Source organism: Fimbriimonas sp. LA-C6 (assembly GCF_055398105.1).
The window spans coordinates 3,953,206-3,969,094 of the sequence record NZ_AP038796.1; the positions used below are offsets into that span (position 1 = coordinate 3,953,206).

Consider the following 15,889-nt stretch of genomic DNA (forward strand, 5'->3'; position numbering starts at 1 on the left):
GCCACGAGTGTTTCACCAAGTCCAAACTATATCGCGCGTAACGGTATGTTTGGTGCGCAAGTGGCAATCTTTACAAGAAATTGATGGAAGCAGAATGCTGGGCAGATCCAACTGCCCAGCAAAGCGATTAACGTCGTCGCTTGATCTGGTCGAACAAAACGGCAGCCAACAGAATAGAACCGCGCGCCACGAACTGATAGAAAATCGGCACGCCAGCAAGGCTCATCGCGTTCTGAACAATGCCCATGATCAGCACACCCGTAACCACGAAGGTCATGGTTCCAACGCCACCCGTAAGCGAAACACCACCCAAAACGCATCCAGAAATGACTTCCAGTTCAAACCCCTGACTGATGTTGGGGTCCGCGTTCTGTAACCGAGAAGCAGTCACCATGCCAGCAAACGCAGCCAATGCACCTTGAACCACAAAGATGATCACCTTGGTGCGATCAACTTTAATTCCAGCAAGCCGAGAAGCTTCTTCGTTGCCTCCAATCGCCAAGGTATTCCTACCAAACGTGGTGCGCTGAAGAAGAAAACCAAACAGCAGGAAGAAGAAGATGCAGTACCAAACAGGCAGCGGCAACCCAAGCAGGAACCCGTTGCCCAGCTTAATCGCCGTAGCGTCCGAAATAGGCACCGACTTACCGTTTGCCCAAATATACGAAAGCCCGCGCACCACCTGCATTGAAGCCAGCGTCGCAATAAGCGGGTTGATCTTCAGCTTGGCAACCACCACGCCGTTGATGAGACCCACCACAATTCCGCAAGCCAACCCCGCACCAATCGAAACCGCCAGGTTACTGGTTCGGGCCAAAGTCTCGGCCATCACCACGCCAGACAAAGCGCAGATCGACCCAATCGAAAGGTCAAAGTTCCCCGATGCCAGACAGAACAACATCGAACAGGAAACAATCCCAATCGATGAGATCGAAAGCAGCAGAATCGGCAAGTTCCCGGGCGAGAAGAAGTATTTGATGCCGACGGAGCATCCGACGATAAGGATGATCAGCACGACAATCATGCCCAACTGATCCCAAAGATTCGTTATCTTGTTATTGTTTTTGCTCACGCATGCACTTCCGAATTGGAGGAAATAGGCAGAGCGAGTCGAAGCGTAGCCTCTGGAGTCGCGTCTTTGCGGCTGAGTTCACCTGACAGCTTTCCTTGACGCATTACCAGCACGCGGTCTGAGATGCCCAGCACCTCGGGAAGATCGCTTGAAACCAGTAATACGGCCACACCCTGCTTAGCAAGGTCATAAATAATCGAATAAATCTCACTGCGCGCGCCAACATCAATCCCACGTGTTGGCTCATCCAGCAGCATTACTTTCACATCTTCAGAGAGCCATCTCCCCAAGATCACCTTCTGTTGATTCCCACCCGAGAGGTTAACAATCTGCTGAAACATGGAAGGCGTTTTCACGCGGAGTTGGTTAATCTTCTCCTGCGCATTTGAGGACTCCCACTTTTCATCGACAATGCCACCTTTCGCCGTCTTCCGACGAACGCTCAGGTTAATATTCTCTTTCAGCGAACGCAGAGGAATGATGCCTTCCTTCTTCCGGTCTTCAGGGCAAAGAAGGATGCCGTGCTTGATCGCATCGGAAGGTGAAGAGATGCGAACCTCAACTCCGTGCATCGAAACAGCCCCGCCTACCTTCTTGGTCGCACCATAAATCAGCTTCAGCAGTTCCGACCGCCCAGCTCCAACAAGCCCAAACAGTCCCACAACCTCTCCGGCCTTCACTTCCAACCGGATCGATTCAGTAACGCCCTCGCCTTCCACCCCGCTGATCGAGAGCACCGTCTCACCCACCGGACGCGGTTCGTAGTTGAACACATCCTTAAGCTCGCGGCCAACCATGGAGGTCACGATCATGTCGGGAGTCACGCCTTCCATCGTTTCGAACGTCTTCACATGCTGACCGTCTCGCAAAACGGTAGCCGAGTCGCACAGTTCGTAAACCTCTTCCATGCGGTGGGTCACGTACAAAATCACGTGTCCACTGGCCTGGAGCTCCCGAATCACTCGGAACAAGCTCTGAGTCTCCCGGGCAGAAAGACTGCTGGTCGGCTCATCAAAGGCAATCGTCTTAGCCCCGCGGCTCAAAGCCTTCGCAATCTCAACCATCTGGCGCTTCGCCAAAGAGAGATCGCCCACTTTGTCGCCAGGACGAATCTCATCGTCCAACGTCGCAAGCAGCTTCTCAACGTTCCGGTAGAGCTCAGCTTTGTCCACAAGCCCACCCTTCGTCGGAAGATGCCCCAGATAAACATTCTCCGCAACGGTCATCTCAGGAACGAGGTGAAGCTCCTGATAAATAACCACCACGCCAGCACGCATCGCATCGGCGGTGCTGTTGAAAACAAGCGGCTCGCCATTGATCTTGATCGAGCCGCTTGTGGGCGTATGCGCACCGCTCAGGGCTTTAAGAAGGGTCGATTTCCCAGCCCCGTTCTCACCCAAAAGGGCGTGAACGCTGCCCTCGCGGACGCCAAAAGACACGTCCTTGAGAGCCTGAACACCTGGGTACGACTTGGAGATCTTGTCGAACTCAAGAATAGGTTGCGTTAACGCCATTGCCAACTTTCCGGCTATTTGCCTAGAAGCCCCTGCTCGCTCAGCATCTTCTTGTAGTTCTCGCGAGTGATGATGATCGCATCCGTCAGCTCATTCTTTGGCTTCTCGTTCTTCGTAACCCACTTGTACAGCATCTCAGCCGTGTTGTAGCCATGCTTCTTAGGTTGAAGAAGAGCCGATCCAAAGAAACCAGTCAGCGGCTTAGCCAACTCGCTCTGAACTTCAGTTCCAATGCCGTTGATGCCGATACCAATCACGTCCTCAGCCTTGATATTCTTGGCCTCAGTCGCACGAACGGCGCCGAACACACCGATGTCATTGTTGCCGCAGATCAGCCAGTGCTTAACTTCTGGGTGCTGAGCAAGAGTCGTAGAAGCAACCTTGTTCGCGCCATCAATGTCCGCAACCGCCTGAGGTGCCTTAAAGATCTTCGCAGCAGGGAAGCCCTTGGCCGTCAGTGCCTCAATCGCGCCGTCCGTTCGCAGCTTAGTCGTCTCAAGCTGCTCCCAAGTCACAGCCATCAACCCCGTATCTTCAGGCTTCCAGCCGCGCTTTTGCATCTCCGCGTAAAGCGCATCGCCAACACCAATTCCAATCTTCTTGGCGTCAATTCCGACGTAGGGAACATCTTCCATGGGCTTACCATCAGCAACCAACTGGTCGTCCACAGTCACAACCTTCATGTTGTAACCAGCAGCTTTGGTCGTGATAGCAGGTCCAAGCTTGGTATCAACAGAGCAAATAACAAAGCCCTTCGCGCCCTTCACGTTCAGAAGATCAATCTGTGAAGCAACCTTGTCGCTGCTGTCGGCATTAATCGTAGCCAACTCAAACCCATACTTCGTAGCAGCTTCCTGGGCAAACTTCATCTCCGCCTGGAACCAAGGATCCTTTTCGTCCTTTACGATGAAGCCGAGTGTGATCTTCTCGCCTGGCTTCCCTTCGGAAGATGCGCTAGCCCCACCCTTGTCTCCACAGCCTGCGAGAAAAATTGCGACGCCCGCAAGCGTAGCGCAAGATGCGAACGCCAAAATGCGTCCTGTAGATCGTCGTCGATTATTCATATCTTCTTCGTTGGTCCTCCAGAAAAATTAGGCCCCACCGTCGACGGTATGACCTTCTCGATGCCGCGTTTTTCAACACGCAAACTGGAAAGCAATGTGGATGTTAGCCTGAAACCACTCCAGCTTTACCGATTAAACGCATAACAATTTGCGATTGTAACGTGTTCTTGCTGAAAATTGCATACGCGACTTGGCGCATCCGAAACTGAACCCTTTTTCGGTGGAATATTCGCCATCTCCTATATAAACTCCGCCCTCACCGTTTGAAAGAATTTCGGTGCTCAGTAGGAGACACAGCCATGATCTTTTGAAACACCCGAGAGAAGTAGTACGGGTCAGTAAAACCGACCGCATGCGCAATCTCCTTGATGCTAAGACTGGTCGTATGAAGCAGGTTGCAAGAGGCATGCACCTTCAATCGAAGGATGTAGTTGATCGGCGAATACCCCACCTTCTTCCGAAACATCGTCGCATAGTGTGTTTTCGATAAACCCGCCATTTCAGCAAGCTCCTCAATGGCGAACTTTCCATCTACGTGCGACTTCATCCACTCCACCGTCTGCTCAATCGCCTCATCACTCGTCAGCGCCCGCTTAGTAGAACTCAGCTTCGATTGATGAATGTCACAAAGCACCATGCGCAATCGGCTAGAAGACATCAACAGGTTCGGCAAAGTGTAGTCGTGCTCAATCGACTGATACACCTTCTCAAACTCCAACCGCTGAACCACCCCAGGCAGCAGTGAAATAACCGGCTTCTCAGGCGAGATCCGCAGCAGAGAAAGAAACGCCTCCAAATGCTGCCCCTGAACATGCGCCCATGTAATCGACCAAGGGTTCCCAGGAGTCGCCCCATAAGAGTGCTCCACAAACGGCGGAATAATCGCAATCTGGTGCGGAGCCACCCCCACCCGCTCACTCCCCCCGATCTTAAGCCAGCCCTCGCCAGCCGTACACAGAATCATCACGCAATCCGCAATCCCCACCCGTCGAACAGTAAAGTGACCCGATGCCTTAGGAAACCGCCCAGCCGCAGTAGGATAGATCCCACTCAGCATCGGATTCCGAGCCATGTCCTTCACCACACTGGCCGGCAAAACTAGGGAAGACTGCCACGGCTGAGAGTTCCGTGGCTTAGAGGAGTTCTCCGTACGCATAACGTCTTAATTCACTATGCCACGGAATTTGAAAATCCATCGTTCCCAGCTTAAAGAAGTTAAGCTGGGAATGGACGATTCTACGACCTACCGATGACCCACAACAGGAGCAGGCATCGGCACGCCCGGCTTAATGGCTTCCCACAGAATCGAGTTCAACTCCTGGAAATCAGCCTTGTCATCAGCCGAGAAGTCCAGCTTCTTAGACCGCTCAGCCAGCTTGCCCTTACTAGGATTCTTCTTGCTCAAATCCACCTGCGGAGGCAGTGCCGTATACGGCGTGAGATCAGGCTTCGTCGTAAAGCAGCCGTACATCGGAGTCGCTTTCGCGTCGTACTGAGACATCGGCGGCAGATCCAAAATGAGCTCCATCGTGCGGATCATCGAACACGTCGTGTACATGGTCGAATCCACGATGCCTTTCACCGAGTAAGGCGAGATCACCTGCCCAACCGTTCGATGCGCATCCACATGGTCAGGGCCATCCTGAGCGTCGTCCTGAATAATAAAGATCGCCGTCTCAGCCCAGAACTTCGACTTACTCAGCGCTTCCACCACACGCCCCACTGCCAAATCGTTCGAAGCCACGCAAGACCAAGGCGTATAGCTTCCCGCGCTCATTCCGTTCGTATGGTCCTCGTTCAGAGCCATCACCATGAAGTTCGGCAAGTTGTCGTGCTTCTCAAACTCCTTCAACTCTTTGATGAACACATCGGCTTTCTCAGTATCCCGGCCATGGCGAGCAAACACTTTCTCAAACTCAGCTGAACATCCAAACTTCTCAGGATCAGCTTTAACCTCATCATGAGCAGAGTCGTGATCCTCCTGCCACTGCAGATACTCGCCATAAATGCGAGCCGTCTTGCCGTGCTTCTTGGCATTCTCCCAGATGTAACCGCCAGGTGAAGTAAACATCCGAGCATCGCTGTCCACCTCACCTCGACCGCTATAAGACAGCTCCCACTGCTTTTCGGTGTAGTCATTGGCATAGGCAGCGTCGGTCCACTGATGCCCCACCTGACTCACCTCACCATCGCAGTAAAGATTGTCCAAAAGCACATGTCTGCGTGCCAAAGCGTGAATATTCGGGGTCACGCGCTCAGGGAACAACGTGAGCCTCGGATCACCATTGCCAGCCTTCACATCGCCAAGAACCTGGTCGTAAGTGCGGTTCTCTTTAACGATATAAAGCACATGCTTGATCTTCCGAAGTGCCTGCAAAGTCTCCTTCTGTTGCGAAGCACTCAACTGCCCCCGATTGGTGTTCGGCATGTTCTTCCGAACCTGCAAAGTCAGCGGTTTGAGGTCCTTGATGCTACTAAGATCAATCACACTCAAGTGCCCCTTCAGAAGCCTCGCGATGTACGTGTAAGGCGCCTGCGTTCCAAGCTTCCCATCCGCATCGCTAAACACCTTGGAGTTCTGATCAACATCCTTATCGTCAACGTTCTTCGTGTCGCTCAGCCCCTTCGCAGTACCCACAAGAAGCTTGCCCTGCACCACAGCCAGAGCACTCGGATACCGCCCAGTAGGAACAAACCCAAGAACCCGCGTCGCCTTCTCCTTAGCAATATTCACGACCGCAACAGCGTTATTGTCCGCGTTCGCCACATAAAGCCGATCCTGATCAACCGCCAAAGCAACGGGCGTCGCACCCAACTTAGGATCCGCATCCAGCGAAACACGAATCTGCTCCACAACCTTGTCCTGCTTAAGAACACTCACCGAGTTCGAGCCAGCGTTCGCAACGAACAACCGACCGTCTGGCGCGTAAGCAACAGCGTTCGGATGAATCCCTACCGGAACCGTCTTGCGAATGCTCAGGTCGCTCGCATTAAGCAGACTCACACTCTGATCGCCCCAACTAGAAACCGCCAGCGTCTGCCCATCTGGCGAAAGCGCAACCCCATAAGGCCGATAGGGAACCTGCTTCGAACCCACCACACTCAGCTTGTCGCCCGAGAGTTTGTAAAGCATGTCCGTCTGAATGTTGGCCACAAATAGAGTGCCCTTCCCGTCGGTGGCAATCCCACTCACAAACCGCTTATCAGCATCCGCAATCGGAAGTGAAATGCCCTCAACAGCCTCCAACTGCTTCCCATTCCACTTGAACGCCTGAATCGGAGTCGGTGTCTTACCCGCAATGTTATGCCCAGAAGAAAGGAAAAGAGTCTGGCGCGTAGGGTCAAAGCACATCCCAATCCAGTCGTTTGCCAAAGCAATCTTCTGCACAACCTCACGCGTATTCACATCAATAAGCGTCAGGCTAGGGTCGTGGTAACCACATGAGTTCACCGCCACAATCGAAGTCCCAGGAATCGGAACCACCGTTGTAGGCATGTCCCCAGGAAGCGCCACGTGCACACCCACAGGCGTCAAATACCAGCCGTTGTGAAGAAGCGTCCGACCGTTCTCCGCACCCGGAACCTGGTTCCGACGAACAACAAAAGCAGTTGTCCCAGCAGCAGCCACAACAACCAAAGAGGCAAGGGCAATTCTAGATAAATGAGATCGATTCATGGCAGTCCAAACTCGCATTATGCGCCCCAGCTGTTAAGAAAACCGACGATGTACCGGGATTCGGGACAACTCAAAAGTGATAAGAGGCACTAATCAAAATCCTTCGCCCCTGCTGAAACCGAGTTCCACTGAAGCCCGACTGGAAGTTAATCACCGTACGGGTATCCAACAGGTTCGAGATATCAAGAGCGATCCCTCCGTTCCCGTGGAAAAGCCGATCCCCAGTGTTAAACCGCAGATCCAGCTCACTCCGAGGCGTCCGATCAAGACTCGGCGCAACAATGCTGCTCGCCAATCCGCTACCGTGCTGGAACGTCAGCGCAGCCGTAGCCCCCGAAGCCCACGTATAAGCCGCACCAACTCCCAAAGTCTGCCGCTGATCATGGTCGTTAAAGTCAGGAACATCGCCACCAGCATTGTCCTTACCGTTCGGCTTCGCAGCACTAAAAGAGTAGTTGAAGTACGTATCCCAACCCACACCCTTCGGGGCAGAAATGTCGTAGCTAAACTCAACGCCGTGAACCCCACCCTTCGCCAAATTCACCGCGCTGTAAAGCCCAATCTGGCTCCCAGGAATGAGCAGCCCCGTATCCACCTGGTTCTTGATGTTCTTGTAGTAATAAGCCAGCGACAAAGTCTGATTTGGACGAACCTTGTGCTCAATCGAAACCTCATACTGGTCTAACGTCTCCGGCTGGATAGCCTGACCCACCACCGCACCCTGAGCCAGCGGTGGCGTGTTAAACAGATGGTTATAAGCCCACCGCAAGTTGGTCTTCTGGTTCAGCTTGTACTGGAAGTTCAACCGAGGCGACAACTCAAAAGTGTTCACACTTGGCTGCCCAAGATCCTGATTCTGGCTGTACCAATCGCCTCGCAACCCATAATTTACAGTCAGCCGCCCAACAGCCCAAGTGTCCTGAACATAAGCTGCCTTATAGGTCCCCACTCGCTTTACCTTAAGCGTCGGAACCGCCCCAGACGGCGTAAACACAGGGTTCCCATTCACGTCCATCTGCCCATTCGTCGTACCCGCCGGAGCCAAGTTCGGTGCCGTGGCTGCCAAGGCATCCAGCGCAAGCTGACTACCAGCCTCAATCCGATACGATTCGTTCCCCGTCTGAGCATCCAGCAAGAATCCAGCCTTAACCTTATGCCCGCCCAGCGCCGAGTTATAACTCCCCGCCATCTGAACGTGGTGAACGTTCCGATAAGCCGACGGGTTGTACTCGATGCTGTTATCAACGGGCAGGTTGAACGGATCCACCAACGGATTGTTGTTGGTCACTTCCTGACCACTGTGCAACATCGTCACCGCAAGCTGGGCAGACTCGGTCTTGCTAATCTTCCTCTGGAAATTCAGCGTCGCAAACTCACTGACCTCATGCTGGTTAATATCCTGCAACTCCTGGTCTTGCGACCGCAACAAGATCTTCTGCGCACCCAGCAGCCCCGCAGTATCCGGCGTCACATCCGGACGAGTCCCATCCGCATTCCGCATTCCAAGAAACCCATAACCTTGTCCAGCCGCCGCAAATGAGCTATCAAGCCCAGTCCGGTTGCCAATCTGTAACTGGTCAGGGTTATGGCTAATAGTGATCGTATAAGCATCGCGACTATTCGGAGACACGCGCAGCTTAGAAAAGATGTTTCGGCTCGATCCGCCATTGTGAGCAGTCTGCTTATCTGGCTGCTGAGGCTCAACCGCATTGTTCGTCCGCGTAGCGTTCAGGTTGATCACGTAGTTGGCGTTCAACCCAAGCGGACCCACAGAAGTAAGGTCGCCATTGAGAGTCCCATAAGAGCCTCCCTGAATCGTCATGTCCGTACGAGCCCGCTTAACATTCGGAAGGGTAGAGATATTCAGAATCGCGGCAGTCTGACCACCAAATTCAGGAGCAAATCCTCCCGTAATGATCTCCAAATTTTCAATCGTGCTCGGAACCACCACGCTACCCTGACGACCACTCAGCGTATCAGGCAGCATCACCCCATCAATCACATAAGCTATCTCAGCATGCTCGCCACGAACGTGCTGCTGCCCCGCGGAGTCCTCCGCAACGCCCGACTGCCCCTTGGTAAGAGCCTTCGTGTCCGCATTGGTCGTGTTGACAAACTTGGTGATCTCATTCCGATCCCGGTTAGTCCCATTGCTGGTCGTCGGAGCCTGGTTCGGCTTAATCCGCGAAGCAGTCACACGGATCGTGATCTCCTTCACCGGAACCTCCTGCTGCTGCACCAGCGTCACAGTGGTCCCCAAAGGAATCGTCACGGTCGTGCTGGCACCACCACTTCTCCTGACCAAAAAGTTCCGCGTATCCAAAACCGGCGTTGTGCCAGGCTGGACAATGCTTGTAAGCAGTTGAACGTTGTGCCCAAGCTCATCCTGAACAATCACCTTTCCCGTAACAGGTTGTCGGGTCACAGGATCAACCACCACAAACCGCACCGCCCCCAATCCTCCCGCATAACCAGCGGAACAAGCAAGCGAACTAAGCGCGAGAGCGGCGATTCGAAAATTCTGAGCCATTAATCAACCTTGAAAACAATGCGGAGCTTGATCTTTCCCTCAACCGCCTCACCGTCGAGAGTGGCCGGCTTAAACCGCCAAGTCTTTGCGGTAGAGAGGCCCAGATCATCCAGCTCTTTGGTCCCCGTAGACTCCTGCACCTTCAAATTCGAAGGCTTGCCATCCACATCCACCGTCGCCTCAAGAACCAGCGTCTTCTCAAACGGCTCCGTTCTCAAATCGTCCGGAATCACCGGTTCTGGGCTATAAGTAGCCTCAAGTTGCCGAAACACCTTAGGCTTAACCGGAGGCTTCACGGGCTCAACAGGCGGTTTAGGGTCAACCTTAGCCACCGCATCAACAGGGGGCTTAACAACTGGCTTGGGATCAGGATTCGTCACAGGAGGCGTCGTGCCAGCAGACGGGTCTGGCTTTGGCTTCGCGTTCGGATCAACCGGAATCCGACCCGCAACCCCAGTCCCGTTCGGATCAACAGCAGGCCCACTGCCAGACCCGCTCGCATCTCCACCCGCAGCAACCACCTTGGGCTGAGGAAGATTCGAGTTGGACTTAGAGGTGTTCTTGTCGCTAGCCGAAGGTCCCTTCTTCGGAGCTGGATCGGTCTTGGTCTTCTTCCGCTCCTCCTTCTCCGGCTGCTTCTTCTGCTCAGCAGGAGCAACAGTCACCATCACAACCTTCGACTCGCCAAACTCCTTCTTAAGCTTATCAAAAGCCCCAAAGTGGGCCAGAATCGGCAAAGCCACCGCATGCGCCGCAATGGAGATCACAAGGATCTTCATCAAAAGCGGGTTCTTCTTGCGGCGTCTCGACATTAGTTCTTCCTAGCGGTTCGTCGCAAAGGCAAAGTTGGTCACGCCAGCCTTCCGAGCCTCATCCATTGCCGCAACCACAGTCCCATAAGGAACATGCTCATCCGAGTTCAACGTCACCATGTTCTTGCTGGTCACGCCCAGAGAACTCAACGTGTCCTTGAGCTTATCAATGCTCACCTTCGTCGTGTTCACGTAAATCCCACCACCCGCCTGCAACGTGATGGTCACGGTCTGCAAAGGCGTGTTCTTGCTGGTGCTCGACTTAGGCAAGCTAACAGGAAGCGCATTCTGTACAGCCATCGCCAAGCTCGCCACCATAAAGAAGAACAGCAGAAACATCATCACATCGATCATCGGAATCACGATGATCTCAGGCTCCTCAATATGCTTCCTTCGGTGAATGTGAACGCGTCTTCGCATCGGTTAGTCCAAACGACCGGTCAGGTAGTTCACAAGCTCCGCGCCGTAATACTCCATGTCCTCAATGGTCTTCTTAACCACATTCGCAAAGTAGTTATAAGCCAAGAATCCAATCAGAGCCAGCGTAATACCCGTGGCAGTGGAGATCAACGCCTCGGAAATACCCCCGAGGATCTCAGTAGGATTACTCAACCCCTTAGCGCTGGCTGCTCGGAAACTCGAGATCATTCCAGCAATCGTTCCCAGCAACCCAAGGAGCGGAGCAATGTTCACGATCGTCTTGATAATCGGCAAGTTGGCTTCAAGAGTAGGGGTCTCGTTCGCCGCCTCCTGCTCCATGGCCATCTCAATGGAGTCCGCAGATCTTGCCGCGTTCTTCAACCCACGAGCAAAAATTCGCCCAATACAACCGCCCTTGAGAGCAAGCTGGATCACGGCAGTAGCATCCTCACCCGGCTTGTACTGAGCCTTAATCTCGTCAAGCAGCGACTCAGGATCCGAGGCTGCCTTGCGCAGAACCACCACGCGCTCAATGACGATGGCAATCATCAACACCGAGCAGAAAACGAGCGGGTACATCATGACGCCGCCCTTCTGGATAAATTCTAGGACCGCATTCATGAGCTAGGCGATTCTCTCCGTATCACCTGCACAATATACTCCTACACCCTATTGGTAATCCATGTTTTGACTTCTAACCGGCTCGTTGTACATTTCGAGCCGATGGATGACTCAATCAGATGCCTAACGGAATTCAAAAGCAAACTCCGCCCCTTTCCATCAATGGAAAGGAGCGGAGCTCAATCTAACCTTCCGCCTTCTCGCGGTTGTTTCTCTCTTGCGAAACATCCTTAGGAGTCGGATTGGTGTCGTTGGACTGACCGGAGCATCCCCAGAGCAACGCAGCGGCCAGGACAACCAACACGCACTGAACAAAGAATCGTGGCAAGTTGTTCACCCTGCCTAGACCTCTTACTGTACGCCCTGCTTCCATGGATCCCAGAAGCTCTTCGCGTTGTTGTCTACGAGATCGTAAACGACTCGGGTAGCTGGGTACGACTTAGCGTGAGTATCTCCAAACACGCTGTTAAGAACTCCACCGTTTCGTGTTGCAACTTTGTTGAAAGCTGCGGTCTCTTGGTCCACAGTAGTTGGGTTAGATGCACCGCATGTTCCGTTACCAAGCTGAACCCAGTAATAGAAATATCCGCAGTTACCGCGCTCGGTGACACCGTACTTCTTGCCTGTTGGATCACCAATAAACTGTCCAAGCGCGAACGCATCGGTTGCGTCATGCTTCGTCATCTTTGGCATCAAGTCGTAGTAGGTGGTGTCGGTGATGATAAGGGTGTTCGCTGTCTCAGCAAGAGCACTTGCACTGAAACCGTTCATGCTAGGATTGAACACAATCCGGTTCAAACCGTATGAGTTCTGACCGCCCCAGCTATCATGACCAGCAGCTGGACCCTGTGGATCAACGCCATACCAAGCTTTCTGGTCCAGAGTCGGTGACTTGAACATATCCTGGTTCTTGCTGTAAGGCTGAAGCATCATTGCCCAGAAAACAGTCGACTTTGTACCTGGGTCCAGCCGAGGATCGTTCGCGAACGGGTTGACCGGCGCTCCGCCTGCGTCGCTCCATCGGTAAGGGAAGAGCACGTCGTCGGAGTCTCCAAGGTACAGATACATGGAAGTACCTTGTTGCTTGATGTTCGAAAGGTCGGCAGTCTTCTTGGCTGCCATTTTGGCTTGTGCGAAAACGGGGAAGAGAATAGCTGCGAGGATAGCGATAATGGCAATGACTACCAAAAGCTCTATAAGGGTGAATGCGCGTTTCAACATAGTCGAAATATCTCCTTGCGGACGTAACGCTGTAGAAGATATTTCTAACGAATTATCAAATTGTTAAGGCTATTCGATTGTTAAAAAGTATAAGATGAGCTTAAACTTTTTTAAGCTACTGAAACGGTAAAAGATATTGGATGTGTATGTTAAGAAATTGTAGCGATCCTTAACTATTTACTTAGAGGATGGCCTGGCCCTCATGCTAGAGACGAAGAGGCTTCCCCAGCAGAGCCTTCCACTTGGCCTTCTGCGACGGATTCAACACCTGCCCGAGTACCTGGTCCGCTTTTATCTTCGCTTCTTTCTGCTTCACAGCCATCAGCCGAAACATAGCCTGATAATCCTGTTGAGTCGGATTAGCCTTGCGCGTAGAGAACTTCGTTCGCGCGATCTCATTGAAAGATCGCTGGAGTTTGTCCTTCTGTGCCGGTGTAAGGCCAAGCAAAGCAGCATTCTTAGGATGAATCGCCGCCTCAGCCCCAATATTCTGGAGCGTAAGCTGCCGCAACCGCTGTCGTTGAGCAACCGTCAAGGAACCTGTCACGATCTGCTCCATCTTGTGGTACTCAACCACCATGCGCTGGATCGCTGCCCGTTGCTCCACAGCCGTCTTAGGCTTCCGACTCATCGACCCAAACACCTTGTCCCCCTGATGAGTCATCACATCCTGAACCTTCTTGGACTGCGCAGCAGAAAGCCTCAGGTCCCTCCGCACAGCCGGATTCATCATCAGCCCCACGTTGTACTCAATGACCACAGACCTCCGATCCGCACGCACCGTGACCTGCGCATCAGAAGAAGAAGCAAGACAGCCCCCAAGAATCAAGCACAAAACCAGTCCAGACGTTCTCATCTCAACTGATAATAGACGCATCCTGCCGGTAAGAGCATAGGAACTTACGAAGAGGATTCCCTCACCATACATGGGAAGCAAATAAACAGAACAAAGGGCCCGAGGTTAAACCTCCGGCCCTTCTGCACCTTACTCGTCTGCCTTCTGGATCGCTTCAGGCAGCAATCTTCAGGTGACTAGTCGCTGTATCGACTTTGAAGCTCGATACAAGCTCGTTGAGGTCTTCGCTCATGTGAGCGAGTTGGGTTGCTGCGTTCACGACCTGCTCAGTGCTTGCGCTCAACTGCTCGGCTCCGGCCGCAGACTCTTCGCTGATCGCAGCGACTCCCTCAATCGCTCCCACTACGCTGTTGGCATTTTCGGTCATCGATTGGACAATCGATAGATTGCTAGACGCTGCGTCAGAGACTTCAAGCATGCCCTTGGTGGCTTCCGACATCAGCTTGGCCACCGAGTCAGCCTGGACGGCAACGTTGCTCGATGCCGCAACAATCTGCTGAAGGGCCTCACCAGCCTCGCTGCTTCTAGAGACGCCGTCCTCCACCTCTTGCGTCGTGCTGTTGATCGCTTTAACTGTTTGGTCAACGGTGCTACGAACCCCGTTAATCAGCGTTCCAATCTCCTTAGTAGCCATGCCTGCTTGCTCGGCCAATTTTCGCACTTCGTCAGCGACGACTGCAAAGCCTCGACCATGCTCTCCAGCTCTTGCAGCCTCAATGGCAGCGTTGAGTGCAAGGAGGTTGGTCTGCTCCGCAATTCCTTCGATGACCTTGACGATCTCGCCAATTCGCTGACCTGCTTCATCGAGATCTTGAACCTTGCCGGCCGAGAAGCTCACCCGCTCCTTCACCTTGTCCATCGCCTTAACAGTTTCAGAGACCGCCAGGTTTCCAGCGTCTGCCACCGAGGACATCTCTTTGGCCACTTGGCTCACGTGGGCGATCTCCTGAGATGCATGATCGATCTTGATAGAGGTGTTCGAGATCAGGTCCTTCTGAGATTCGCTGCTGCAACCAACTTCGTCGATCTGCTTAGCCAACTGGATCATCTCGCTTGCGACGTCACTAGCGCTGCTAGCCAGCTTTTCGCTGCCAGTGGCAATTTCGCTGGCGGTGGCGCTTGTTTCTTCGCTCGATGCAGCAAGTGTTTGGCTTGTACTGGAAACACTATTTGCATTCATCGCTACCTTAGAAACCAGTTGCCCCAGTGAAGCCCTAGCTTCGTTGTACGAAGTGATCGTACTGCTCAGCATGGCCAGCATCTCGTTAAACGTCTTAGACATCTTCCCGAGTTCGTCTTTGGAATCAAGGGTAAGCGGACTTGTTACCGCTTTCACGGGGAATGTGAGGTCACCGGTTGAGAGAGAAGAGATTCCCTTGTTCAGGTCAGACACACAGTGGTCTCGCACGGATTCCAGTCGATTAGAGAGCTGTCCGATAGGTTGGGTGATCAGACGGGTAAGGAACGCTCCAAATGCCAGGGCAATACCTGTTGCGGAAAAGAGGAGCACATACACGGTTTGGAGGCGCGATTTGACAGCAGCTTTGGCCTCTTGTTCGTTGACATTAGCGTGTTCCTCGTTCCATTTAACCATCTTCTCTACTTGTGGGTTGAGTTCGTTAAAGAAGAGTGTGCCTGTTTTACTATTGAATAGTTCTGCTCGCTCTTTTGTCTTCGGATCCATCACTTGAGGTGCAATTTCTTTCCAAACGTCTTGGTACGCTTTCCACGAAGTCTTCAGGGCTTCAAGGTTCTTCTTGTCAACGTCCGAATTAATCGATTGCCCGTAAATTTCCAGCCGCTTCGACACTTTCTCAGACTGCTCCGCCAATTTGGTCTTGAGTTCAGCTAGTTCAGTCGGTCTAGATTGTCCTGCGCCACGGAACTGGTAAATGCGGTATTGGCGCAACTCGGAATTAAATTCTTCGATTGCGATGACACTTGGGAGCGTGTCGTTGGCAATCACATCTAATTTGGAACTGAGGAAGTTGAATCCTGATACAGCCGAGGCTCCGATCGCTAGCATTAACGTAATGCATAGTCCGAATCCGACAGCCATCTTGTGGCTCATCCTCATATTCAAGAGTAAGGTTTTCATGGAAC

General features: G+C 52.9%; 13 protein-coding genes. All 13 read right to left on the bottom strand.

The genetic code is table 11. The features are described 5' to 3' along the window. Positions 1 to 127: 127 nt before the first annotated feature. Positions 128 to 1,024: an L-arabinose ABC transporter permease AraH gene (araH, locus tag ACZ51B_RS18255; protein ID WP_464297202.1), complete on the bottom strand. Its 897-nt coding sequence runs from the start codon at positions 1,022 to 1,024 to the stop codon at positions 128 to 130. 44 nt (positions 1,025 to 1,068) lie between these two features. Further along, complete coding sequence (gene araG, locus ACZ51B_RS18260; protein WP_464294772.1) at positions 1,069 to 2,586, bottom strand: L-arabinose ABC transporter ATP-binding protein AraG; 1,518 nt, start codon at positions 2,584 to 2,586, stop codon at positions 1,069 to 1,071. Positions 2,587 to 2,600: 14 nt separating this feature from the next. Beyond that, complete coding sequence (locus ACZ51B_RS18265; protein ID WP_464294773.1) at positions 2,601 to 3,650, bottom strand: substrate-binding domain-containing protein; 1,050 nt, start codon at positions 3,648 to 3,650, stop codon at positions 2,601 to 2,603. A gap of 256 nt (positions 3,651 to 3,906) precedes the next feature. Next, positions 3,907 to 4,806: an AraC family transcriptional regulator gene (locus ACZ51B_RS18270; RefSeq protein WP_464294774.1), complete on the bottom strand. Its 900-nt coding sequence runs from the start codon at positions 4,804 to 4,806 to the stop codon at positions 3,907 to 3,909. An 87-nt stretch (positions 4,807 to 4,893) separates the two neighbouring features. Then, positions 4,894 to 7,326, bottom strand: a complete 2,433-nt coding sequence (locus tag ACZ51B_RS18275; RefSeq protein WP_464294775.1) for an alkaline phosphatase family protein — start codon at positions 7,324 to 7,326, stop codon at positions 4,894 to 4,896. Between the two features lie 70 nt (positions 7,327 to 7,396). Continuing rightward, entirely contained in the window at positions 7,397 to 9,856 is a 2,460-nt protein-coding gene (locus ACZ51B_RS18280; RefSeq protein ID WP_464294776.1) for a TonB-dependent receptor domain-containing protein, read from the bottom strand. Continuing rightward, positions 9,856 to 10,668 (bottom strand): energy transducer TonB, encoded by an 813-nt coding sequence (locus ACZ51B_RS18285; RefSeq protein ID WP_464294777.1) that lies wholly within the window; start codon positions 10,666 to 10,668, stop codon positions 9,856 to 9,858. The genes ACZ51B_RS18280 and ACZ51B_RS18285 overlap by 1 nt, the downstream gene beginning before the upstream one ends. Before the next feature lie 9 nt (positions 10,669 to 10,677). Further along, positions 10,678 to 11,088, bottom strand: coding sequence for an ExbD/TolR family protein (locus ACZ51B_RS18290; protein ID WP_464294778.1), 411 nt, complete (start codon positions 11,086 to 11,088; stop codon positions 10,678 to 10,680). 3 nt (positions 11,089 to 11,091) lie between these two features. Beyond that, positions 11,092 to 11,709, bottom strand: coding sequence for a MotA/TolQ/ExbB proton channel family protein (locus ACZ51B_RS18295; protein WP_464294779.1), 618 nt, complete (start codon positions 11,707 to 11,709; stop codon positions 11,092 to 11,094). Positions 11,710 to 11,893: 184 nt separating this feature from the next. Next, entirely contained in the window at positions 11,894 to 12,046 is a 153-nt protein-coding gene (locus ACZ51B_RS18300) for a hypothetical protein (protein WP_464294780.1), read from the bottom strand. 14 nt (positions 12,047 to 12,060) lie between these two features. Next, entirely contained in the window at positions 12,061 to 12,930 is an 870-nt protein-coding gene (locus ACZ51B_RS18305; RefSeq protein ID WP_464294781.1) for a prepilin-type N-terminal cleavage/methylation domain-containing protein, read from the bottom strand. A 205-nt stretch (positions 12,931 to 13,135) separates the two neighbouring features. Further along, positions 13,136 to 13,786, bottom strand: coding sequence for a hypothetical protein (locus ACZ51B_RS18310; RefSeq protein WP_464294782.1), 651 nt, complete (start codon positions 13,784 to 13,786; stop codon positions 13,136 to 13,138). Positions 13,787 to 13,940: 154 nt separating this feature from the next. Next, positions 13,941 to 15,884, bottom strand: a complete 1,944-nt coding sequence (locus ACZ51B_RS18315) for a methyl-accepting chemotaxis protein (protein ID WP_464294783.1) — start codon at positions 15,882 to 15,884, stop codon at positions 13,941 to 13,943. Between the last annotated feature and the right edge of the window lie 5 nt (positions 15,885 to 15,889).

Excerpts from the sequence above, each read along its gene's own strand:
- araH (WP_464297202.1), bottom strand. The coding sequence starts at position 1,024 with ATGATTGTCGTGCTGATCATCCTTATCGTCGGATGCTCCGTCGGCATC.
- araG (WP_464294772.1), bottom strand. The coding sequence starts at position 2,586 with ATGGCGTTAACGCAACCTATTCTTGAGTTCGACAAGATCTCCAAGTCG.
- ACZ51B_RS18265 (WP_464294773.1), bottom strand. The coding sequence starts at position 3,650 with ATGAATAATCGACGACGATCTACAGGACGCATTTTGGCGTTCGCATCT.
- ACZ51B_RS18270 (WP_464294774.1), bottom strand. The coding sequence starts at position 4,806 with ATGCGTACGGAGAACTCCTCTAAGCCACGGAACTCTCAGCCGTGGCAG.
- ACZ51B_RS18275 (WP_464294775.1), bottom strand. The coding sequence starts at position 7,326 with ATGAATCGATCTCATTTATCTAGAATTGCCCTTGCCTCTTTGGTTGTT.
- ACZ51B_RS18280 (WP_464294776.1), bottom strand. The coding sequence starts at position 9,856 with ATGGCTCAGAATTTTCGAATCGCCGCTCTCGCGCTTAGTTCGCTTGCT.
- ACZ51B_RS18285 (WP_464294777.1), bottom strand. The coding sequence starts at position 10,668 with ATGTCGAGACGCCGCAAGAAGAACCCGCTTTTGATGAAGATCCTTGTG.
- ACZ51B_RS18290 (WP_464294778.1), bottom strand. The coding sequence starts at position 11,088 with ATGCGAAGACGCGTTCACATTCACCGAAGGAAGCATATTGAGGAGCCT.
- ACZ51B_RS18295 (WP_464294779.1), bottom strand. The coding sequence starts at position 11,709 with ATGAATGCGGTCCTAGAATTTATCCAGAAGGGCGGCGTCATGATGTAC.
- ACZ51B_RS18305 (WP_464294781.1), bottom strand. The coding sequence starts at position 12,930 with ATGTTGAAACGCGCATTCACCCTTATAGAGCTTTTGGTAGTCATTGCC.
- ACZ51B_RS18310 (WP_464294782.1), bottom strand. The coding sequence starts at position 13,786 with ATGAGAACGTCTGGACTGGTTTTGTGCTTGATTCTTGGGGGCTGTCTT.
- ACZ51B_RS18315 (WP_464294783.1), bottom strand. The coding sequence starts at position 15,884 with ATGAAAACCTTACTCTTGAATATGAGGATGAGCCACAAGATGGCTGTC.